Source organism: Desertivirga brevis (assembly GCF_017355835.1).
The window spans coordinates 265,401-288,885 of record NZ_JAFEWF010000008.1 but is presented as its reverse complement, the minus strand read 5'-3'; the positions used below and the strand labels follow the sequence as shown (position 1 = coordinate 288,885).

Annotated in this window: 13 protein-coding genes and 3 tRNA genes; 9 read left to right on the top strand and 7 right to left on the bottom strand. The window is 40.2% G+C overall.

Features of this window, described 5'->3' with window-relative positions:
• Position 1: 1 nt before the first annotated feature.
• The 3 genes from J4N25_RS18840 to J4N25_RS18830 form a co-directional block, all read right to left on the bottom strand.
• Entirely contained in the window at positions 2-1,417 is a 1,416-nt protein-coding gene (locus J4N25_RS18840) for a PP2C family serine/threonine-protein phosphatase (protein ID WP_207423345.1), read from the bottom strand.
• 14 nt (positions 1,418-1,431) lie between these two features.
• Entirely contained in the window at positions 1,432-2,070 is a 639-nt protein-coding gene (locus tag J4N25_RS18835; RefSeq protein WP_207423344.1) for a vWA domain-containing protein, read from the bottom strand.
• Between the two features lie 225 nt (positions 2,071-2,295).
• Positions 2,296-2,862: a DUF4256 domain-containing protein gene (locus tag J4N25_RS18830; protein WP_207423343.1), complete on the bottom strand. Its 567-nt coding sequence runs from the start codon at positions 2,860-2,862 to the stop codon at positions 2,296-2,298.
• Positions 2,863-3,262: 400 nt separating this feature from the next.
• On the opposite strand from J4N25_RS18830, the gene J4N25_RS18825 reads away from it, so the two are divergent.
• The 3 genes from J4N25_RS18825 to J4N25_RS18815 all read left to right on the top strand — a co-directional run bounded on the left by J4N25_RS18825 (position 3,263) and on the right by J4N25_RS18815 (position 10,055).
• Positions 3,263-3,904, top strand: coding sequence for a DUF6266 family protein (locus J4N25_RS18825; RefSeq protein WP_207423342.1), 642 nt, complete (start codon positions 3,263-3,265; stop codon positions 3,902-3,904).
• 693 nt (positions 3,905-4,597) lie between these two features.
• Positions 4,598-7,882, top strand: coding sequence for a SusC/RagA family TonB-linked outer membrane protein (locus J4N25_RS18820; protein WP_242695946.1), 3,285 nt, complete (start codon positions 4,598-4,600; stop codon positions 7,880-7,882).
• A gap of 112 nt (positions 7,883-7,994) precedes the next feature.
• Positions 7,995-10,055 carry a RagB/SusD family nutrient uptake outer membrane protein gene (locus J4N25_RS18815; protein WP_207423341.1) on the top strand — a complete coding sequence of 687 codons (2,061 nt, stop codon included), beginning with the start codon at positions 7,995-7,997 and terminating at the stop codon, positions 10,053-10,055.
• A 282-nt stretch (positions 10,056-10,337) separates the two neighbouring features.
• Here the strand turns inward: J4N25_RS18815 and J4N25_RS18810 are convergent.
• From J4N25_RS18810 to J4N25_RS26825, 3 genes are all read right to left on the bottom strand, one after another.
• Positions 10,338-10,410 (bottom strand) — tRNA-Lys (locus J4N25_RS18810).
• 68 nt (positions 10,411-10,478) lie between these two features.
• Positions 10,479-10,907, bottom strand: a complete 429-nt coding sequence (locus J4N25_RS18805; RefSeq protein WP_242695945.1) for a GtrA family protein — start codon at positions 10,905-10,907, stop codon at positions 10,479-10,481.
• Between the two features lie 358 nt (positions 10,908-11,265).
• Entirely contained in the window at positions 11,266-11,559 is a 294-nt protein-coding gene (locus J4N25_RS26825; RefSeq protein WP_242695944.1) for a DUF6122 family protein, read from the bottom strand.
• Positions 11,560-11,727: 168 nt separating this feature from the next.
• On the opposite strand from J4N25_RS26825, the gene J4N25_RS18800 reads away from it, so the two are divergent.
• From J4N25_RS18800 to J4N25_RS18780, 5 genes are all read left to right on the top strand, one after another.
• Positions 11,728-11,803: transfer RNA gene (locus J4N25_RS18800), tRNA-Gly, on the top strand.
• 36 nt (positions 11,804-11,839) lie between these two features.
• A tRNA-Leu gene (locus J4N25_RS18795) sits at positions 11,840-11,928 on the top strand.
• A 647-nt stretch (positions 11,929-12,575) separates the two neighbouring features.
• Positions 12,576-16,514, top strand: a complete 3,939-nt coding sequence (locus J4N25_RS18790; RefSeq protein ID WP_207423340.1) for a PAS domain-containing protein — start codon at positions 12,576-12,578, stop codon at positions 16,512-16,514.
• A gap of 165 nt (positions 16,515-16,679) precedes the next feature.
• Positions 16,680-17,072 carry a hypothetical protein gene (locus J4N25_RS18785; RefSeq protein ID WP_207423339.1) on the top strand — a complete coding sequence of 131 codons (393 nt, stop codon included), beginning with the start codon at positions 16,680-16,682 and terminating at the stop codon, positions 17,070-17,072.
• Positions 17,073-17,130: 58 nt separating this feature from the next.
• Positions 17,131-17,511, top strand: coding sequence for a response regulator (locus J4N25_RS18780; RefSeq protein ID WP_207423338.1), 381 nt, complete (start codon positions 17,131-17,133; stop codon positions 17,509-17,511).
• A gap of 90 nt (positions 17,512-17,601) precedes the next feature.
• Here the strand turns inward: J4N25_RS18780 and J4N25_RS18775 are convergent, their stop codons facing one another.
• Entirely contained in the window at positions 17,602-20,052 is a 2,451-nt protein-coding gene (locus J4N25_RS18775; protein ID WP_207423337.1) for a glutaminase family protein, read from the bottom strand.
• A gap of 262 nt (positions 20,053-20,314) precedes the next feature.
• Here J4N25_RS18775 and J4N25_RS18770 point away from each other — a divergent pair, with 262 nt between their 5' ends.
• On the top strand, positions 20,315-23,476 hold the full coding sequence (locus J4N25_RS18770; RefSeq protein ID WP_207423336.1) for a ligand-binding sensor domain-containing protein: 3,162 nt from the start codon (positions 20,315-20,317) through the stop codon (positions 23,474-23,476).
• Positions 23,477-23,485 lie beyond the last annotated feature (9 nt).

Genomic DNA, 23,485 nt, shown 5'->3' with positions numbered 1-23,485 from the left:
TTCAAAACACAATAGCTAAAGTCCTGTCATCATGATTTCCTGTACTCCAAAAGTCCATCCAGTCGGAGAATTGACTGACTATATCATTGTTGTCAGGATTTATATCAACCTTAACCCCTTCCTCATTCTTACCGTTCAGATCCTCCAGAAATCCTTGCCATTTTTTGATATCCTCCAGATTTGCTTCAACCACAAACTTGGGATCGTAGACCCCGTCAGACATAAGCATCAGGTAAGAAAAGTCCTTTATCTGTCTGAAGCTGAAGCGCGTTGCAAACTTTTCATTTTTGAAGATCTCTGGCATGGTGATGAAACGTGTCCCCCCGCCAAATTCACCTACATCTATCCAATTCAATAATGTAACCTTAGAAAGGTCTTTATCCAGGACAGCAATCGGACAATCGCCAACACCGAAAGAGAGAAAGGCATATCCTGTTTCGTATTTCTTGAATAAAGTAAAGATCAAGGTACAGCTAAGGTCTTTCAGTGTATGTCCAGCTTTCGAAGCAAAGTCCTCGAGCTTTTTATGCACATTAAAGGCTGCGCGACCAAGGGTATTGTAAACAAACAAGTTAAGCTTGCTTTGACTGTCGGCCGCTGTTTTACTATTATGCTCTTTCAAAATCTGATCAAATTCCTCCAGGCTCTTAACAGACGAGTCCTCCTCAAAAAATTCAATCACAGAACGACAGGCAATATCAGAACCCTTCCGGGAAAACTTTGCGCTTCCAGCCCCGTCACTTACCACGATAATACTCCAGCCATTCTGCAGATCTTTGTATCCGAAATCATCTTCGCGGAAGGAACCAACATTTGCATGAGAGCGTCCGCGTTTAGATGAAGCGAGAATGTATCGGTCGCCAAGAGGTTCGAATACAGTAATATTATCCTCTTTCCAATAAGGATCGTTCCTGTCGCTCTCAATGTTCTTCCATAAGCTTTTAGGATCAGGATTTACCGTTAGGGTTATCTCTTTCTCATTAAACGGTTCTTCTTCCCCCTGCCCTTGAAGCTTAAAAAGGAACTTCAGCTTAATATCGCCGCTTACTAAAGGTTGCCCCGTAATTTGTTTCTGTTGTTCACTAAAGTTTAGTCCAGCTTCCTCAAGCCCTTCAAACTTCCATTCAACAATGTCATTCCAGCCTAATTGTTCAAAATCCAGTTTAGCTTCGTATGATTTACCCACGCTGGCATTTAGTATTCTTACTGATTGACCTTTAATCTCTGCAACCCTGTCTTGGATTTTCCAGTTAGCCATAAGCTGGTTCTCGGTTTGATTAATAGCGTTGATCGCTTCGATGGTTCTTTCTTCCCTGATAAAACTTTCAAACAGGCCCTTCCGGCTGGGAGGAACCTGCATATTGTTTTTCCGGAATAGCTCTGCTACATGTTCTTTCACATTTCCTGTTCCCGGCATAGGCGTTGAATTTTTTAAGTGACTATATTCAACTCAGACGGAGGCGGAGGCAGTTCTCCCAGGCCGGTAACTTCTTTGCCCGCATCTTCTACCTTGGTAGAGGTAACTCCAATAGAGGCAGAAACCCATGAGAAGAATTTAGAGATACTTTGACTGTCGGCAGTATCCAAACTTACTACATTTTCTGTAATCTGCTTTAACAGGTTCGAATCAGCGCCACTTCCCGCAGCACAGGCAACTGTAAAAGCAGTCTTCCGTTTTTTAAACTCCTCTAAGCCCGATTGCCATTCGTCAGTAGGAATTCCATCGGTCATTATAAAAACGAGCGGTTTCCAATCGCCTTTCTGTTCCTGTGTAGTTTTGGCAACCTCGTTATCAATGCAGGTAGCAACAAGCTTCAGTGCTTCACCCAAACTTGTAGTACCGCTTGCTTTTATATCGACCATCTGAAATGATGCAAGATCCGTTAATGGCACAAGCTGTCGAGCAGTACTATCGAAAGTGATTATGCTGATAAAGGCAGTTTCAATTGCCTGCGGATTTTGTCGCAGGGAACTGATCATTACCTGCACTCCATTTTTAACCGCTTCAATCGGTTCGCCGGTCATTGAGCCCGACGTGTCTAATAGTAAATAAACCGGTAGTCTTCTCATTTCTTGTTTTTCATTAGGTAAATGATAAAAAGCAACAAAGCCTTAAATGACACTGTTGCTTATATGAATGTAGATTCTACGATCTATAACTAGGAAGAAACCTAAAGGTTTTAGAGAGATATGGACGTTCCGACTGAAAACATAAACCACTGGCAAGCGTTAATTTTACCGCAGGGCTATTCTGGCTATCAAGCGTCTATTGAGATAGTTAAAACGTTTTATTACTTAAACTCTCAAGATACCACGGAATGCGCGGGCGCCGTAATAGGATTGGGCCCCATTATGGTAAACAAAGACATGGTTATAGCGAAAATCGCCAAAAATTGCACCTCCATGCTTTCTGATTGCTTCAGGAGTTTTTAACCAGCTTGATGTTTTTGTATCAAAATGACCGAGCTTTTGCAACTCCCTGTATTGCTCCTCATCCAAAAGTTCAATGCCCATTTCCGCAGCCATCTCTACAGCACTATTCTCAGGTCGATGTTCCTTTCTTGACTCGAGCCCTTCCCTATCATAACAAACGCTTCTTCTACCTTTGGGACTCTCCGCCGAGCAATCGCAAAAAATGAATTCTTTACTGCTATCATCATAGCCAATCACATCTGGTTCTCCTCCGGTACTTTCCATTTCATCCAGCGACCATAACTTCTCAGTTTTTCCTGCGAGCTTTGCTTCAACATCTACCCACTCAATTCCTTCATGCCGTTTCTTATTTTTCTCAAAGCGGGACTTCAGAATCTTCAAAAGCTCTTGAGATTGCTCTTGTGTAAGTTGCTTTCTATTACTGCTCATGTTCGTCATAGTTTAAAAGAGGTTATCGTGAATAAAGCAAATTGCTACACCAAAATTAAAATTATATATGGTCTCCTCTCTACAAAAAAGGAATTACATTCAGCTATTTTTTAATCTCCTGCGTAGTTTTAATTCATCCTGTTCAACCTCCCATGCCAACCATATAAAATCAATAAATACATTTTAACTATTACTTGAATAATAAAAAAAGCTTTATTACCTCAACTAACAATTTCGAGGAGCAAACAGGGGTGTAACCCGGTAATCACCCGGACCAAGCGCGGTAAATTCCGTGAAAGGAGCGAATTAAGGACAAGTTAATCTTTTATTAACTACAACTTTTTATTTGTTCCTTTTTATACTTATCTTAGCAACATTCTTTAACGTTTAATCCTTATTTATGGCAAGACAAAAAAACGGACCAAATGGTCCATTTTATGGAAAATGCGGATCAGTTGTAGGGAGTAGTTGGAGAGGTATTGATTACCTCAGGGGGCTCCCTAAGAAAAGAAAGACAGAGCCAAGCAACGATGAAGCAGCAAATCGAAGCAAATTTGGTTTTACACAATCATGGTTGAATCACGTGGGATATTTCCCTTCCATTGGGTTTGCAAACTTTTCTCCTACAAAGACCTGGCAAAACATGATGATGTCCTGGAATTTAAAAAACGCAGTAACAGGAGATGCTCCAAATTTCAAGATCGATTACTCTAAAGTACTATTAAGTGACGGACCCTTACAGGAGGCAACTAACCCAAAGATTGCGGTTACAGCAGAAGGTGAATTTATGCTCTCCTGGGAAAATATCTACCGCCGGAAAGCAAAACCAACAGACGAGTTATTGTTCACTGCAATTTGTCCCTTATCACTAGATTCATTTTTTAGTGCCGGACAAAGCGACCGAGCTGATGGTAAATTTAAAGCTTCGATACCTGGATGTTTAAAGGGTTGCAACGTAGAAGTATTTATGGCGTTTTGCTCAAGAGACCGCAAAATAGCGTCAAGATCGCAGTATCTGGGGAATATAGCCCTCCCGCTCTGAGAAGAAGGCGTTGACAAATGAGAGATCTTTATAGCAATGCAAAGGTCTAATGAGGGTCGCCCCTTGCATTGCTTTCTTCAAAAAATATAAAGCTTAGCCTTACAGAATCAGCACTTACCATCCTAATTACCTATAGATATAAGCAGGTCTCTGCCGAATGCTAAAAATTGTAATAATGATCATACAATCGCTGCTATGGTAATATCGTATAAAAAAATGGCAAGAAGAAGGAATATGGAGCGGAAATAAAAGCCTTAAATTAGTGCTGGGCAAGGAACAACACCAATACTAACCAAGAACTTTCTCAAAGAGAAAAATTGTAAACTTAAAAATACTTTGCATTCAATAAATCGGGAACAAATAGGGTCCCTACTGGCTATCGTACTTTAAAAGTTCATGATGCTATAAACTATTATAAACTAACTAATCAATCATTATGAAGCTATCTTTACTATTCTTTTTCCTCGCAGTTATTGCACATCGATCGGCAGGCTCAACATCATAGCGGGAGCAGATTCTATGGCTTTGCGTGTTGATATTCTAGATATCCCACCAAGCTATCACTAATACAGATAAATTATTAAAGATAAAGCCAGCAGCCCGGGGTTGAAAGGCCCTGGAAGAATATTGGCTTAAGTGAAGAAGCTGCAACTTCTTCACAAATATTTTAACTAACTAATTATAAGCAATTTTATGGATTCAAAAACAATGGGAGGCCATCCAATGCGCTGCTCCCATCTAAGACTGTCAGGGAAGCGCAGTCTTGGTAAAACATTACTGGTTTCGAGCCTGGTCTCTGCTTTTATAATAGCAGTACCTCTACAATCTTCAGCAAGAAAGCTTACAAAAGCAGAGCTCCGACATGTATCAGCCTTTCCAGTTAAGGGAACAGTGCGAGATGAGAGAAACGAAGCTCTACCCGGAGCAATTGTTAAAATAAAGGGTACTAAAACATCTGTAGTTACTGATGTTAATGGTGCCTTTGTTATAAATGCATCTACAGGAGATGTCCTTGTTGTCAGCTTTATTGGATATGGCGAAACAGAAGTTAAGGTGGGTGCCGAAGGAACAGCAATTAATGTATCACTTCAACCCACTGACAAATCTTTGAATGAAGTTGTGGTAGTGGGCTATGGTACTGTTAAAAAACGCGATCTTACAGGATCAGTTGCCTCAGTGAAACCTGATGAAATTACCGCTAGACCTGGCCCGAATCCAATGGAGTCGTTACAGGGAAGAGTTGCAGGTTTGGATATTACACGTTCATCAGGACAGCCTGGAGAAGGTGTAAACCTGCAATTGCGCGGTACCAGATCAATATCAGCGAGTGCTACTCCCCTATTTATTATCAATGGCCTACCCGGAGACTACGCAACGTTAAATCCTTACGACATTGAATCGATTGAGGTTTTAAAAGATGCTTCCTCTACAGCAACATATGGTGCCCAAGGTGCCAACGGGGTAATTATTATTACAACCAAAAGTGGAAAAGCCGGAAAATTAAGTATCGACTTTAATTCCTACTATGGGAATAACGGATGGTCTGTTACTCCGGAAGTTCGCACGGGAGATGCTTATTTACAAGCAAAAAGAGATGCCTACAAATATGTTTGGGATCCGGCAGCGAACAAATGGACAACTACAGGCGCTCTTTGGCAATCCCCGAATGATGATGAAACTATTTTTGGATCAGCCCGGTACCAAATATTCCGGGAAGGTAATTTCGTTAACTGGGCAGAGCAGTTCTTGCGTAAAAGCGCAGCCACTCAAAACTACAGCTTAGGAGTGTCTGGGGGCAATGATGCAACTAAAGGCTATTTGTCTTTCAACTATACCGACGAAAACGGACAGTACAGAGGAGATCAATATAAACTCTACTCTACAAGTATGCGCATTGACCATAAAATAAGGAAATGGATTTCGATAGGCGGAAACCTTCAGGCTTCATACGTTGATAGAGATAAGGCTCAGGACAAATTAGAAAATGCGCTAGTTACAGATCCTTTAGTGAAGCCCTACAAAGAGGACGGTACCTTAAACACCGATTTAGGCAATAACGTTTATAATCTTCTTCTTGATTATCAACCAGGGGTTTATGGAAATGTAGATAACAATACGAAGTTATTTCTAAACCCCTATTTAGAAATCAGACCATTGAAAGGTTTAACCCTTCTTAGCAGGGCTGGAGCTCATTTAAATTATTCAAACACCTACAGGTTTGATGGGATAGGTTCAGTAAGTTATACTTATGCCAACGCAGGAATTGCACGTGCACGCATTACTCAGAACCGCTTTCAACAATATCAATGGGAGAACGTCTTAACATACAATCTGAAGGTTGCAAAGGACCACGATTTCACTTTTACTGGAGTGACGTCCTTTTTCCATAACCAGAACACCAATACGGAAATGAATCAAAGTAATATTACCTCGAACAATTTTCAGTGGTACAAGTTTACGGGTGATCAGAATACAATAGCCACGTCGGGGTATACAATGCAAAAGACCTTTGGACTAATGGGAAGGGTAAATTACTCCTATTTAGGTAAATATCTCTTCTCTGCTTTGGTTCGTCGGGACGGATCTTCGGTTTTGTATGAAACAAACCAGTGGGATACTTTTCCTGCATTTGCCGCTGGATGGAGAATTTCTGACGAGAAATTTATGGCAGGCACAAAACGCTATTTGGACAACTTGAAATTTAGAGGAAGTTGGGGTATTACTGGGGTGTCTAGTATTGCTCCGTATACCTCCGTTTCTATTGTTGAGAACAATAATATGTCGCTGGGAGGGATAACACAACCCATTTTTAGAAATTCACCATTTGTTACAAATCCTAACCTTCGCTGGGAAAGATCTACAAGTACAAACTTTGGAATAGATGCAGGATTTCTTAAAGGTCGTATAGACCTGGCTTTAGATCACTATATCACAAAAACGGATGGTGTAATTTATAGTGTAACCTCGCCTATTACGAGCGGATATTACAGGCCCGGAACCCCATATCAAACCAATATCAATATTGCTGGTACAAAAAACCGAGGGCTGGAGATTACTTTAAATACGAAGAATATTGTTACGAGGAATTTCCAATGGAGCACCTCTGCTGCTTTTGCGCGCAATAGAGAGAGGATCCTTAGATTAACTGGAGGCGTGGCGAATAATATTGCTAATGGAAATTATACATTGAGCTTAGGCGAATCGGTTAACTCTTTCCGTAATTTCAAATTGGATGGAGTTTGGCAAATTGGAGAAGAAGCAGATGCTGCAGTGTTCAATAAGCGCCCAGGTGATCTAAAAGTAAATGTACCAGGCATGAGCCGCCTTGCAACAGGTGTATATGTAAAAGAAGCGGCAGATGGAACTAAAACTTACTATTATAACAATCTTGCAGATGCACAACCTTACAATTCTGGACTTACAGCTGCTAATTCAAGATACAGCTATAGTAACAATGACTTTCAGATCCTCGGAAAAAACAATCCTGATTGGTCTTTAGGTATTCAAAATGGATTTAAGTACAAAGGAATTGACCTAGGTGTCTACGCGTATTTCAGGTGGGGACAAATGATCAATTACAACATGATGGGATGGTATCAGCCCAATTCGCTTGCCACCAACGCTAGTCCTGCAAGAACAATTCCAGCCAATTTCAACTACTGGACCCCTGAAAATCCAACAAATGATTTTCCAGTAATGAACTATCTGGCATCAAGTTCTACAATGACTGGTTTTTCTGGTCTGAACTATGTGGATGGCTCTTTTTTCAAGATTAAGAACGTAACCTTGGGTTATACTTTACCTGCCAATTTGGTTAAAAAGGTAGCTATGCAGCGACTTAGGGTATATGGAACTATCACCAACCCTTTGGTAGTATCAAAAAGTCATTTCCTGAAACAGTATGATCCTGAGATGAATGGGGAACTTGATTACCCATTAACCAAGCAAATTGTGGTAGGCCTAAATGTAACCCTATAACAATAAAGCTATTAACAGCAATTGGCAAGATGAGATGGAAAGGCTTTGCTTAATTGGTCTAAGAACATCTAATACCAGGTCATTGCTGGAAACCGATAAAAAATAATAGAAAATGAAAATTCAAATAAAGAGAGTAATATACAGATATGGGATTGGTTTGCTTGTTGCACTAAGCGTACCATCCTGCAAGTTAGAAGAATTCAACCCCACATCATTGTCGGAGGAAAACGTTTTGCGTGACTTCAATGGATGGAGAGCATTTCAATCCAACTGTTATAGTGGCCTCTGGGGTTCACTTATCGGTGCCCAATTTGGAATTGCTTCAGAGGTTGGAACCGACCTTTGGACATTTCCATACAATAATCATAATCAATATAAGGATGTTATGGCCTATGAGGAGTTCACTAACAGCTCGGGTGTGGTAAGAAATGTGTGGGAATATGCCTGGGGGCCGATTAAGGACTGTAATAAGACCATTGAGCTTTCTGCGAAATTAAAAGACGGTGATCCAAATGATATTAAAGTATTGGTAGCTGAAGCTCAGTTTCTGAGGGCTTATTATTATTCCGTTCTGGTAACTCATTTTGGGAATGTTCCGTTGATTTTAACTAGTGATCCAACAAATAGCTTAAATCCTGTGCGTAGTACTGTTCCCGAGATTTATATTCAAATTATTGCTGATCTAACTGCGGCGTCTCAAAACCTACCCGTTCAACCTTATCAAGGCAATCCTCAAAGAGCAACAAAAAAAGCGGCATTAGGCCTCCTTGCACGCGTTTACGCACAAGGTGCGGGTGAGGGTTTGAATGAAGGAGGTAAATCATATTGGCTTCGTGCTAAAGAAGTTGCAGACGATCTGATTATTAATAAGGCACAATATGGGGCAATGCTTTATGATGATTTCTCTAAGGTATTTGCTTCTGCAAACAACAGGAACAATACCGAAGCTTTGTTTACTGCATATGGATTGAATCCTTACAATCCATCCTACGATGTTTTTAGCGGAAACTCCAGGCCGAACTTATATCTCCATTATTATCCCAAATTTGATGATGCTTTTGGAACCGGAGACGTATTAAGAAGAGGTGTTAATTCAAATACTACAAATGCCTACTATGGGCGCTTAAATCAGCAATTTATAGCTCCAACAAAATATCTAATTAATTGCTTTAACGCGAATTACGATAAACGTTGGGAAAACACTTTTGCTACTGCCTTTACTAATTACTCCGGCGAGCAGGCAAGGGCTAGTCTTGGAACTTCTACTCCAGGTCCAGCTAATGTAACTTACGCTGCTGCAACGGTTACCCTTACAACTGCAATGGCTACTAAATATGGTATTGATCCTTCACATGTTGGCAAAAAGATTTATCCGTATATTGATGTTAACGCACGTAATGCTTCACAATTTGCCTCTTGGCAATATATCCCTAAAGTATGGCCGAAAGGGGTTTATACAGGTTCGATCTCTGCTTTACAGGATGTGGCAAACGCAAACGTTCATCCTTACCCATTAGCACCAGATGAAGACAGATTCTTTGCATATCTAAGTAAAGAGCCTCTTACTGCAGCCGAAAAAAGAGCAAGGGCTTATGTAACTGTAAACATTGACGACCTGTTCGACATGTCTGACCCAACCGGTAGCACGTACAAAGCTGTCACTTCTAATAACGGATTAACACCTACAAACCTTGCCAACCTCTTTCCGGCAATGATGAAGTTCAATCATAACTTCGACGGCTCCTGGCTAGGCAGCAATTTCCAACAGAAGCTGGGGAATATTATGATCATGCGCATGGCTGAAGTGTATTTAATAGCCGCTGAAGCAACGCTTCATGTAAACGGAGGTGGAGGAAGCACGGCAGCACAGTACCTGAACGAATTGCGTCGACGTGCTTGCAGGAATGCCGCTGACTTCAATGCAGGTACTGGAATGCAATTGAGCAACGCTACAATGAATGATGTTTTTGACGAGTACGCCAGGGAACTTTGTGGAGAATTTAATCGCTGGCCTTTATTAAAAAGGAATAGAGCTTTTGAAAGCCGCTTGCAAAACTTTAACAAAACTGCTTTCACTAACTTCAGTCCAACCAAGCATTATAACCGTCCAATTCCATTTAACTTCCTCAATCAAATTAATAATGGAAATGAATTCGGAACGAACGGATATTAGTATTTGAGTGGTCCTTCGGCTGCCCCTAGCTAATAATTAATTATCTGCATCTAGCAGTTAGGGGTTGATAGGACTTTGAAATAGTCTTTCTTAAAAATTTTTTAATGTTGTTAGTTTATGCGGGGCTGATCTGGAAGGTCAGCCCTTTTGTTTTTAACACTACTTAAAATTTTGACAGAGTAAGTTACCGATAGCCTCAGGAAGAAGCTAAAAAGCTTTAGCAATTTTCCCTATAAAAGAAAAAACCGCCTCTATTTTTAATAGAAACGGTTTTTCTTCAGGTGACCTGGGAGAGATTCGAACTCTCGACCCACTGATTAAGAGTCAGTTGCTCTACCAACTGAGCTACCAAGTCATTGATGCAAACTAAAGCAATTTTAATGAAATTCTGCAATTAAAATTTTCTTTTATCGCTTCTTAAACCTATTGAGCAAAGATTACAGATTCCAAGTCTGGTTTAACTCTTTTAAAAACCCAGTACCGAATTAAAGGGTAATTGAAACTGTAGGAAATAAGCAGATCAACAGCAACCCGACTAACCTTATAATCTAATCCTGTGGTTTCAGTTAATAAGTAAGTTCCAGCCGATTTCAATAAAACACTCCCTCCTATTACTATAGAAAACTTAACTATTTGGCTCCTTAATGAACTTTGAAAATCTTCGTTAGAAAAAGCCCAGCGTCTATTTAGTGAAAAATTAATTGCAGCTCCAACAATCCCGCTAAATACAATAGAAATCGTATATTTCACTAGAAATACCTCGGTTAAGGCAATCATTATAGCGTAGTCGGATAAACCGCCTGATAAGGCAGCAACCTGTGCCTTGCCAAAAGTTAAAAGAGCTTTTCTCAAAGTAAAATGCCTTTCTTCTCCTTTTCACCCTCCGCAAGCAGATTGGAAATGTACTGTTGTTTTGATGTAGATAACATATAAATAAATAGCGGCAAATCAATTAGACCCAATAAACAAATCTGCAATTGAAGAGAAGAGGAATTTACCTTCTTTCGGTAAATGAACAACTTTTCAGATAACGGATGTAACTCTAATTGCAGCTCGAAATCATTATCGGCTGGTGGTTCAAATTAACGAATAAAAAATCTATACTATTAAATTCGAAAGACTAATTAAACTAATTTTGGGCTATTTTAACCATTGCCTGACAATACATAAAAAAGCTGCTTTTCTTATTTTACAGTTAACAATTAAAACCTTAGACAAAACAGTCAATATAATCGAGTGCCATATGGATAAGAAGGCCCAAAGCTACCAGTCTAAACTTTGGCACAAAAAACATCAAAGCGTAAATAACAATGGCGATATAAGAATGAAGTGGATGAAAGCCCACACTACAACGATTTGGGTCGTAGATTGGATTTGCTAGCAGATGATCCACGTCTACTGCCATCGTAGCTATCATAACCAGCCAAGCCTTCAAAGTTGAACTTCTGTAAAAAAGAAAGGCAACAATGGCTGGGACTAAAAAATGAAGAAGTATATGAAACATGTGCTTAAAAAGGGGCAAAAGTAAGGATTGTTGTCGTTCCTCAAAAAATTAAAATTCTCGTATTCAAGCGTTAAGATACAAGCTTATTCACTTTTTCAAAAAAACCTTGACCAATGTATTATTATATCTATATTTGCACTCCCAATCGCAACAAACGGTAGGGAAAGTGCGAAAGTAGCTCAGTTGGTAGAGCACAACCTTGCCAAGGTTGGGGTCGCGAGTTCGAATCTCGTCTTTCGCTCCAAAAGGTTCTTCAATTCCGGTTATTCGGAATAAGCCTGCTCGGGTGGTGGAACTGGTAGACACGCAGGACTTAAAATCCTGTGACCCTTAAAGGTCGTGCGGGTTCGATTCCCGCCCCGAGTACCAGTAAAGGACAGAACAATTATTGTTCTGTCCTTTTGTTTTTACAGACTTTTTTATTTGCTGCTTTGCATAATATTTGTCGAATAAGGATTCACCCTTCCAAAACCGGAAATTAGAAAAATTAGGCACATAAATTATTTTCGTTTAGTCAAAAACAATACCACCTGTTATTTGTATAGCAGTAAATGTCATCACATTTAGAAAAGTTAACAGGAAATAAATATGGGGATTTTACCATTCCTCTCTGCATAAAAAAGGTTTTTAAGAACTCAAGCCTTAAAAAATTCTTACCATTATACTCCGGTAGGCCAATGGCAGTCTTACAGCATAAACTTGATCTAAATTCTGTAGAATTACGGAGCTTGTGTCTAGATATAGATGTTGCCCTCGCAAATACCAGTTTAATCCATATGACCATTGCAAATGAAAAGTAGATTGATCCGGACCTATAGGCATTCAATTCCAAATAACAAAGTTAAAAGCTTAACACCTCGTTTGGTGGTCCATTTAACCCAGCTGAAGATATAGTGCAATTTTTTGTTAACCATATTATTTTCCACTCTAAGTTTCCGACAGGAAAGAGAGGACAGGATATTTCCCTTAACGGACTGGGGAAGAAGTGACAACAATTAAATTTTTTAGAAATTTCCATGACACATTTATATAGTTTCTTGCCAAATGGAGGAGAGATGGGCCAACGGATCCGGGAAGCAAATTGGAGTGATAACATTTTAGGCGCCCCCCAGTTCTGGCCTGATAGTTTAAAGTCGGCGGCAAGCATTTGTCTCAACTCAGGATACCCTGTGGCAATATATTGGGGAGAACAATTTACTTTACTTTACAACGATGAATGGAGTTCATTAGCAGGAAATAAGCATCCTTGGGCTCTTGGAAAGGCCGGCGAGCTTGTTTGGCCGGAAATCTGGCGAGATCTCGAATTCCATTTGAAAGATGTACTTAATAAAGGAGAATCTGTTCGGCAACCTGATGCTCTGTTACTGATGGAGCGTAACGGTTATAGGGAGGAATGCTATTTCGACTACACTTTATCTCCTATTATAGACGCCGATGGACGGATTGGCGGCGTATTTAATGCGGTAACTGAAACAACTTACAAGGTAATTAATGAGCGTCGAAATAAAGTACACATTGATTTTCTCAAAAATTTGGGGTCCGCTTCATCGATAGATGATAGCATTTTCTGCATAAGAACAATCCTTAGCGAAGCAACTGAGGATATTCCATTTAGTTTCATTTGTGTCAATTCAAGTGATTTTTCGACAAAACTTGAGGATCTAAGTGTCGAAGGAACACTTTCAGAGGAAGCAACTCAAGTTAAATGGCCCTTACCAGGGTTAAATGGAGAAGGTACACATCATGTAGAAGACTTAAGGGTATACCTTTCTCAACCCATATTATCGAAGCATGGGGAAGAGTGCATTGAAGCTTTTATTACCCCTATTACTTACGGTAACATGAATGTAACTGGGTACATTTTATTTGGTATTTCTCCACGGAAGAGGCTGGATGATGAATATAAACGGTTTCTAGAAACTGTTAGCTTGAATGCCGGCACGCTAATTAATAATGCATATTCGAGAAATCAGATTTTTCGGCTGGAAAGAGAGCAAGCTTTAAATGAAGAGTTAGCAGCAGCCAATGAAGAATTAAGTGTTATTAATGAAGAACTGCACCAAACTCAACAGAATCTTTTCGCTCTAAACAATGAACTTGAGGACCGTGTAAGAATTAGAACGCAAGACCTTGCTCTTAGTGAAAGCCGTTTCAGAAGAATGATTGAACAGGCTCCTGCTGCAATGGCTGTCTTCCGTGGAGATGATCTTACAATCTCCTTGGCTAATACTCCAGCATTGGAACTAGCTGAAAAAACTTCCGAAATAATCAACAAGCCCTTACTGGAGGCCCTTCCGGAGGTTAAAGAGCAACCTATCTATGAAATACTTTACAACGTTTACCGATCAGGCACAGCTTTCAAGGGATATGAAATACCGGTAACGTTAAACAAGAAAGGCATTATGGAAACTGGCTATTACAATGTTTCCTATACCCCAATGTATGAAGAGGAAAAAATAGTTGGAGTTCTACAGGTCTCATATGACGTTACAAGCCAGGTTTTAAGCAAAAAGAAAATTGAAGAAAGTGAAAGTAGCTTAAGAAGCTTGATCGAAACTGCGCCGTATGCCTTAATGCTCCTTAAGGGACAGGAGTTAAGAATAGAGCTAGCTAACCAGGAAATTGCAACTTTATGGGATCGACCTTTAGGAGAGATAAAAGGTAGAACACTGATGGAAGTATTGCCGGAGTTAGAAGACCAACCTTTTCCAAGACTTCTTAAAGAGGTTTACGATACAAAAAAGCCCTATCGTCAGGAAGAAGAAGTATTTTACGTAAACACTAATAACGGCCCGGCTACAAAATACGTAAGTTTTAGCTATAATCCCCTTTTAAATAATGAAGGAGAATCGATTGGAATCATTGTAGCTGCGAATGATATTACGGCTCTTGTAGAATCCCGTAATATGCTTGAAGCCAGCTATGAAGAACAACAAGCCTTAAACGAGGAGGTTACTGCCACAAATGAGGAACTAGCCGCTGCTAATGAAGAATTGCTTTCCACTAACGAAGAACTTGCTAGAATTCGGCAACATCTGGAGGAAACCGTACATAAACTTGCTGATAAAGAAGCTCGGATCCGATTTATGGTTGCAGATGCTCCTGTTGCAATTGGGGTGTTAACGGGCAAGGAACTAATTATTGAATCAGCAAACAAGCAAATTCTTGAATTATGGGGAAAAACCGACGTTATAGTCGGCCAACCGCTGATAGTGGCCTTGCCTGAATTGGAAGGTCAACCATTCCTGCAAATTCTAAATGATGTAATGAGCACAGGGAATGCATTTAGAGGCAATGAAGTGAAAGCTTATTTAGAGCGCAAGGGAAATCTAGAGGAATGCTACTTCAATTTCGTTTACCATCCGCTTAAAGACGACAATGAAGCCACTTTTAGCATTATGGTTGTTGCTATCGATGTGACCCAGCAGGTCGCTGCCAGAAGGCACATTGAGGAAAGCGAAAAACGTTTTAAATTCATGTTGAATGCTATTCCGCAACAAGTATGGACGGCAAAGCCAAGCGGGGAACTAGATTACGTAAATGAGATAGTATGCAAAGACTTTGGATACACTGTTGATGAGGTAGTCGGACATGGTTGGCAAAAATTTATCCATCCGGAGGATTTACCGGACTGCCTAGAAAATTGGACTAAGAGTCTCCAATCCGGAGAGAGATACATGTACGAGTTCCGTCTTCGAATGGCAAATGGAGAATACGTTTGGCATCTCGCGCAAGCTGTTCCATATATCGAAAACAATGAAATAACCTTGTGGTTAGGTACGAATACCAATATAGATCTTCAAAAAAGAAATGATCAGAAAAAAGACGAATTTCTGTCCATTGCCAGCCACGAATTGAAGACCCCACTCACTAGCATCAAGGCATTTAACCAGCTTATTCAAAGGACCAAGGATACCTCTAAACTAGGAAACTTTATTCAAAAATCAGCAGAGCATATTTTTCGTTTAGAAAAATTAATCAACGACCTACTGGATGTAACTAAAATTAATGCAGGCAAGATGATCTACAACATTGAGCCCTTCAGCTTTCTGAAGATGCTTACAAATAGCATCGAGAGTGTACAGCACACTGCAATTAAGCATAAGATTGAACTAGAAGCGAGCGAAGATGTAATATTTAAAGGTGATCAATTGCGACTGGAACAGGTGATGCATAATTTTCTTACAAATGCTATGAAGTATTCCCCGGATGCTGATAAAGTTACAGTCAATTACAAAGTTGAACAAGATAACATTATAGTTGCGGTACAGGACTTTGGAATTGGTATAGCAGAAGATCACCTTGACAGGTTGTTTGACAGATACTACCGAGTAGATAACACAGCAATGAGATTTGAAGGATTAGGCCTAGGGCTCTTCATATCTTCTGAAATTTTAAAGAGACATAAAGGCAGCTTCTGGATAGAAAGCGAATTAGGTAAAGGGTCAACTTTTTATTTTAGACTTCCTTTACAACCAGAAAAGGAACAAATACCATTAATTTTAGACGAAAATTACTATCAGGACCCTTCAATAACAATTAAGCATAATCAGAAACAGAACTGCCTGGAGGTAGACTGGATAGGTTTTCATGATCTGGACTCTGTACAGAAGGGCTGTTTAAAAATGCTTGAGATGCTTAAAAAGCATAAATGCGACAAAGTTTTAAACGATAATTCGAATGTTCGTGGCACCTGGTCTGAAGCTTCTGACTGGGTTGGAAAAGAATGGTTTCCGTTAATGGAACAAGCTGGTTTAAAATACTTTGCCTGGATATTTTCAAACAGCTCATTTAGTCAAATGTCCGCTAAAAAAAGTATCGACGTGAAGATGGGGAACGTAATTACGCAGTTCTTTACGGATATTTCGCTTGCCGACAGATGGCTTTGCAATAGCGGATGTCTTTCGAAAATGCAAGGAGGTGATTTAACGTTAGAAAAAGACTTGTTACAATAACGGGATTGGGGAGCCTTCTTAATTTCCGGGCTCTATTGATGCTGCGATTCTTTTCAATTTTTAAGATGCACACAATGAACGGGGAAGTTTGAATAATTCGCTTTCCCGTTAACTTTGATTGTGGAATAATTATTGTATATTTTTCATACACACACTCAAGATACTATGAAAAATTTCAATGTAAAGAATCCATTGGCAAGGCCATGGCTATTCTCCATTTTGTTGATTTGCTTCGCAATTGGCCAGTTGATCTCAGCCCTTTTATTATCTATAAATCACTCTTCACCTGAACTTGTTGTCCTAAGCCCTTCGGTTAATTTTTCTCTTATTTTATGGGCATTGGCAATTGCTACTACGACCCCAGAATTAATTGGTCTTAAAATTATTCAACTTCCAATCTACATCTTTATGGTCCTTCAAATGCTGGTTAGTCTTTTGCCTCACCCGCATCTTACAGGACTGGCGGCACTACTACAAATACCTCAATTTCCGGCGATGATTTCGGGCTTCATAGCCCTTATTCAATTAACAAAGCTAGGTAGAAAATACTGGGTATAGAACTTTTGGATTACTATTTGCATACGTGATCATTTACGATAACCTAGAACTTGAAAAGATGCAAGAACGAATAGTAGTGGTGGAAGACGACGAATTAATTAGAGAAACGATAATATTATTACTTGAGCATTGGCACTATGAGGTAAATTACAGCGCAACAGGTGAAGATCTTGTTGAACTTATTAATGAATTTCAACCCCATTTAATTTTGCTCGACATACAACTGGGTGAATTAAATGGCCGGGATCTCTGCCGGGAATTGAAGCAGCACCCGCTCTACCATACGATACCGATCATAATTATGTCGGGAGAAGAGGATCTTTATAACAGCATACCTTGGGAGGGGGCAAATGATGTAATTCTGAAGCCTTTTGATGAAAAAGCATTAATCAGCCGTATAGAAAGGCAGCTATCAAATTCTAAACATGTGCCAACTTAAGTAGTAGCAAAGCTGGGAATTACAAAACATAACTTTATTCGTCATCTAAAAAAAGCCGGGGTTAGTTATCCCGGCTTTTTAATTCATTTACTATTTCCCGGCAAATTTCGCTTCCAGCATTTTGATAAAGTATCCTCCAACCACACTTCTGGCCTGAAACCCTACATTTTTCCCATCTGTAGTTTCATGCCAGTCGCTTAGGGGCACACGGCCAGTTGTTTCTGTCGCAAACCGATAAACCGGGCTCAGCAATTTTTGAAAATCCCCAGGCTTATCTGCTAAGGTAGCAGTCCAGATTATCCAGTCAGACTTGGTGTAAGTGCGGCGACTATCTAGCGGCAATCCATAGGTATTTTGCTTAGTGAGATAGTACGACATTTCCTTCTCGATGACCGTTTTTGGAAATATATTGAACCCTAATAATTTGTCCCATACTAAATTATACTTCTGGCTCCAGGTATTTTTATTATCGAAGGTAAGAGCATAGTGGTCTCCTGCATCAGCCTTATCTATCCATTTCAAAGCCATTTCTTCAGATATCTTTCTGTAATCCGCAGCCTCTGCATTCTTACCAAGCATTTCAGCTAGCATTGCATAAGAACGAAGACCTACAATTGCTTTAATGGAGAGGTTTGCGTTTCTAGCGAGATGTCCGGCAAAATCATCTGTACAAAGCTGGTTAGCAGGATCAAATCCCTCTTTTCGCAAGTATTCTGCCCAAGTTGTTAAAACAGGCCAATGTGCCTTTGCATAATCAGCCTTACCTTCTGCTTTGGCAATAGCGGCAGTCAGAATAAGCATATTACCGGATTCTTCTACCGGCATATCCTCCCCGTAGGTCTGTCCATTAGCCAAAGGATAAGTTCCCAGATCGTGTGCGGCAAAGGGCTTTTTCCATCTTCCACTTTCACTATAGTAAAAGATTCCGTTAAGCATTCCTTTTAAAAGCTCGGGGTTATAGTACAGGAACATGGGCGCTGAGGGATAGGTAACATCCACTGTGTTAATGGATCCGTTACTAAAGTTTTCTTTTGAAAGGAAAAGAATATCTCCCTGCGGGCTTTTCACTAATTTATGAGCAGCAACACTTTGACGATAAGCAAGGACACATAACTTTGCATACTCTTCGCCCCCGGCCTTCAAAGCATCATTATAAAGACTTCTGTCAAAATCATCACATGATTTGATTATAGCAGGATAATCTTGGGATGAACGGGTAAGAAGATCAGTGATCTTTACATTTCCAGCATTGTTCCACCAGGGTCTTAAGTTAGTTCCAAAATATTGAACGGATAATATATCATCATACCCTAGCAAGGTGTAGAACTTCTTCTCGACAGTTCCGACTTTGCCTGCAGGGATGATTGTTCCAAGAACAAGATCCTTACCATTAACAGGTGTGGTAGCTGACTTAACAGAAAAGGGGTCAGTTTGAGCATTAGAGCTTATACTTTGGCTGGCCTTATAGTTTAGCGGAACAGCAACATACATATGCCCCCAATCAATTCTCAAATCATCACCTCTTTTTTTAAGTACCGGCTGCTCCACCGTCCCCGCTTTCAACACCGCCAGATCTCCTGTTTTAAATTTCTCAGCTTGTACCAGCTGAGAAGGTGTATTAACGCTCAGATTTGTAGAGGCGCCAAAGAAAAGATCAACTGTATGGGGTACTCCGTCGTTTGATTTTACTGAATAACTTACATAAGAAACAGGACGGGAAAGAAGGTTTAGATCATTAGGCAACAGGGGACTACTAAAGGTCAGCTTCAGATCTACCTTACCGCAAGTAAAATCGTAAGTTGTTTGTGTTGCTGAGATGTTCACCCCTTTCTGATAAGCTGTGAGAGACTTGATCTCAGGTAATGGGCCTTCAGATAATCCCGCATCCAGATAACTATCGCCCCCGGTGTTCTTTACATAGATGGCCATCACATTACCACTTCTCTTCAGTTTTGAAATTACGGCAGCAGCTAAGGGCACATATATATAATTACTTGAATTACCTTTTTTAGAATACACCATTTCGCCGTTAATCCAAACGATGGCATCGTCATCGTGCTGAATCCTCAAAGACAACTTCTGCCCCGGATTTCCTTTAAAGTCAAAAACTCTTCTGGTCCAAAGCTCCTTACTTGTCCAAACCGTGGAGCCGAGGCTTCTATCGTGACTAAAAGGTTCCTTACCTCTTTTCCAGCTACGTTCGTCGTAATTCAAAAGCTTCCAGTCGCCAGTAGGTTCTGTCTCAGTATAGCTAACTTCTACATTAGCCTCATCACCTGCTGGTACAACAGCCTTATAAGCAGCAGAATTTTTTCCCAGGAAACGATATAGAACATTATCAACCTTGATAAATCCGGTTAACGAATGATCTTTATTAGTCCAGTGAGTGGTTGTGCCTTTGTTCAAGGTATCGTGGGTAGACCATATACTAAAATATGGGTCATGGGCAATAAGTGGATAAGCTGGAGCTTTAGAAACCTGGGCTCTGCAATAAACAGAGGCTGTCAAGATAAAAATGAAGGGGATTAGTTTTAGCTTCATATAAAGTGTGTATTTATACCAGTTTTACTTAGATAGATCGTAAGATTCCACTGGCGGTGTTATAACTGCAAGGCTCAAAATAAGCGAATCTTCTATTGCAGATTTGTTCAAACTTTAATCAAAACGTCTCAAACTTCCCCGGAGGAGCTCCTCTGAATGCTTGAGGAAAGGTCGATTGTTATCTCCGTCCAATTTTGTCCTACTTAAAGACCTTAGCCTCTTTAAACCGAAACATTGAATTTCTATATTTGGCCTACTAGCCATGCATTTTGTTATAAAGCGAAGTCTTCTTTTCTTAACACTGCTCCTTACCTTTCTAGGTGCTAGAGGCCAGTCCTACTATTTCAGGCACTTTCAGACTGAACACGGGCTATCTCACAGCACAGTATTTAGTCTGTTGCAGGATAGAAAAGGATTTATATGGGTAGGGACAAAAAGCGGCATTGACAGGTTCGATGGATATACCTTCAAGACTATAGCCAACAGTAATACAATTGGTTCACTTTCTGACATTAGTATTAATTCGATCTGCGAGGACCTTGAAGGCTTTATCTGGATTGCAACCGGGTCGGGGCTGTTCCGGTATGATCCCATGAAAGAGTCCCTACGTAAGATTGCCAGTCCGGATAGCTTTGATATCAGCTACCTAAAATGTGACCGGGAGAATAATATCTGGTTCATTTCACGAGACGAGGTTTTTCGTTTTAACAATAAACAACAGCGCTTTACCTACACTGGCATTTCTGCTACCTGTTTCTCGCTGGATAGTACTGGCAACCTATGGCTGGGCGACCGGCAGGGAATATTGAAAAAGCTTGATGTGAGAAGCAACAGGTTATTACGTTTTGAAATATTTGAGAAGAGCATTGCCGCGAACTTAAAAACTATTAGTCGCGTATTCTCTTTTGCTAACCAGATCTTAGTAGGAACAACCAAGCAAGGCCTTCTGAGCTTTGATGTAAACACTCAAAAATTAAGATCTGTTTTAAGAAGGAATACTGACGGAACCGGGATTTACATCAGGGATATTATTGCAGGCGAAGAAAATAGCTGCTGGATTGCATCGGAAAGTGGTATCTATAGTTATAATTTGGGCTCTGGTGAAATTTTAAATTTCAAGAAAAGAGCCGACGATCCTTTTTCAATATCAGATAACGCGGTGTATGCACTGTGCAGAGATAAGGAAGGCGGTGTATGGGCAGGAACTTTTTTCGGTGGGCTCAACTACTTCTCAAGAGAAACGAGCAGGTTTGAAAAATACTACCCGCTTAGCTCAAAAAACTCTATTTCAGGTAGCGCAGTAAGAGAAATTCAGAGCATTGACGGAAAAGAGATCTGGATCGGAACCGAAGATGCAGGTTTAAATAAATTTAATACCCATTCAGCCCGCTTCGGCTTTTATACCTCCACCGGTAAGAGTGCAAGCATCTCCTACCCTAATATTCATGGACTTTTTGTGGACAACGATGTTGTCTTTGTGGGCCCGTATCTGCGTGGGCTTGAAGTAATTGACCGTGCATCTGGGCTTGTTAGGGATCGATTTGACATAATTAAGTCGCAGACCGGAAGTTCGAGTGATTTCGTCATGTGCATTTACAAGACTACACAAAAGGCACTACTGATCGGCACAATTGGAGGAGGGCTTTTCGAATTTGATGCCAAAAGAAGAGTGTTCTATAAACAACCCTACTTCCCAAAAACTGATTTCGTCTATTCATTAGCTGAAGATCGCAAAGGGTTTGTCTGGGTTGGTAGTTTAACAGAGGGAGCTTTTTATTATAATCCAAGAACGGGGGAAAATGGAAACATACGTTTCTACGGCCGACCGGACCGCGGCAAAGAGTCAGATTTCCTGATTCAGGGCATAATGGAGGACGGTAAGGGGCGTTTGTGGTTTGCAACAGAAGGAGGAGGTTTAATCCGCCTGGAGAAAGACCGTAAGACCTTCAGGAAATTTTCAACAAAAACCGGATTTCCTACAAATAATGTCTATCGCACTCTGGAAGACAATTCGGGGCATCTCTGGGTTAGTTCACTTAAGGGCCTTATTTGCCTTAACCCTGAGAATGATCAAATCAAGGTATACACACAAGCCAACGGATTATTAACAGACCAGTTCAACTATAATTCAGCCTATAAAGACCCGGATGGAAAGATGTATTTTGGTAGTGTAAAAGGCATGATTGCCTTCCACCCCAAGTCCTTCAATGTAAGGCCAAATCCTCCTGCTCTGTATTTTACGGGCTTTCAGATAGATAATCGTGAGGTGGTGCCAGGCCAAACTCCCGTCTTAAAAAAGTCCATTAATTATACAGATACCATTACTCTTAATTATAATCAAGCCAATTTTAATATTGAATTTGCAGCATTAAGTTATTCTTCACCTACGGTGATCAAGTATAAATACAAAATGACGGGGCTTGATAAAAAATGGACTTATTTGGCAAGTAACAGAAAAGCATATTTCACAGATCTTTCGCCAGGCACTTATTCTTTTACTGTGGTTGCCGAAAGCAATGTGGGCAGCTGGGAAGCGCAAAATAAGACCTTGTCCATAAGAGTTTTGCCCCCTATTTGGAAAAGCGTACAGGCTTACTTACTGTATTTAACTGTGGCAACCATACTGATCTATTATGCAATTCGGTATTATCAGGTAAGGATTGAGAGAAAGAATCGAGCCAAGCTTCAGCTCTACGAACTGGAGAAAGAGAGGGAAGTATATCAAGCCAAGATTGAATTTTTCACAACGATTGCCCATGAGATACAAACTCCGCTTACACTGATTAAGGGTCCGGCAGAACGAGCTCTGAAAAAAATTGAAGAAGTACCGGCTATCAGGAAAAACCTCTTGATGATCGAAAAAAACACTAATCGTTTGCTTGAATTGACCAACCAGCTCCTCGATTTTAGAAAGACTGAAATAAACCAGTTCGAATTAAACTTTGTAAAAGTTGATATAACTTTATTACTAAAACATCAGATTGGCTTTTTTAAAGATGAGGCAGAAAAAAAGGGAATTACTATTATTGAGGGCCTGGCAAGTGATCCTTTTTATGCCTTTGTTGACCGGGAAGCCTTAATCAAGATCACCAGCAATCTACTATCAAACTCAGTGAAGTATTGCGAAACATTTGTTGAAGTAAAGCTAATGTTACCTCAGGGAGACGATCAGACTTTCAGTATTATGTTTATAAATGATGGCCCGGGTATTTCAAACAACGAAAGGTCTAAGGTATTTGACCCCTTCTACCGGGCAGCGAACGGAAAAGGCAAGTCCGGCACCGGCATTGGTTTATCACTTGCTAAGTCGCTTACCGACCTCCATAGTGGAAGTCTGAAATTATTGAACATTGATAACCAACTAACAATTTTTGAAGTAACATTGCCCCTGAGACAAAAATTTGAATTTGTTCTTGGCAAGTAAACCCTAAAT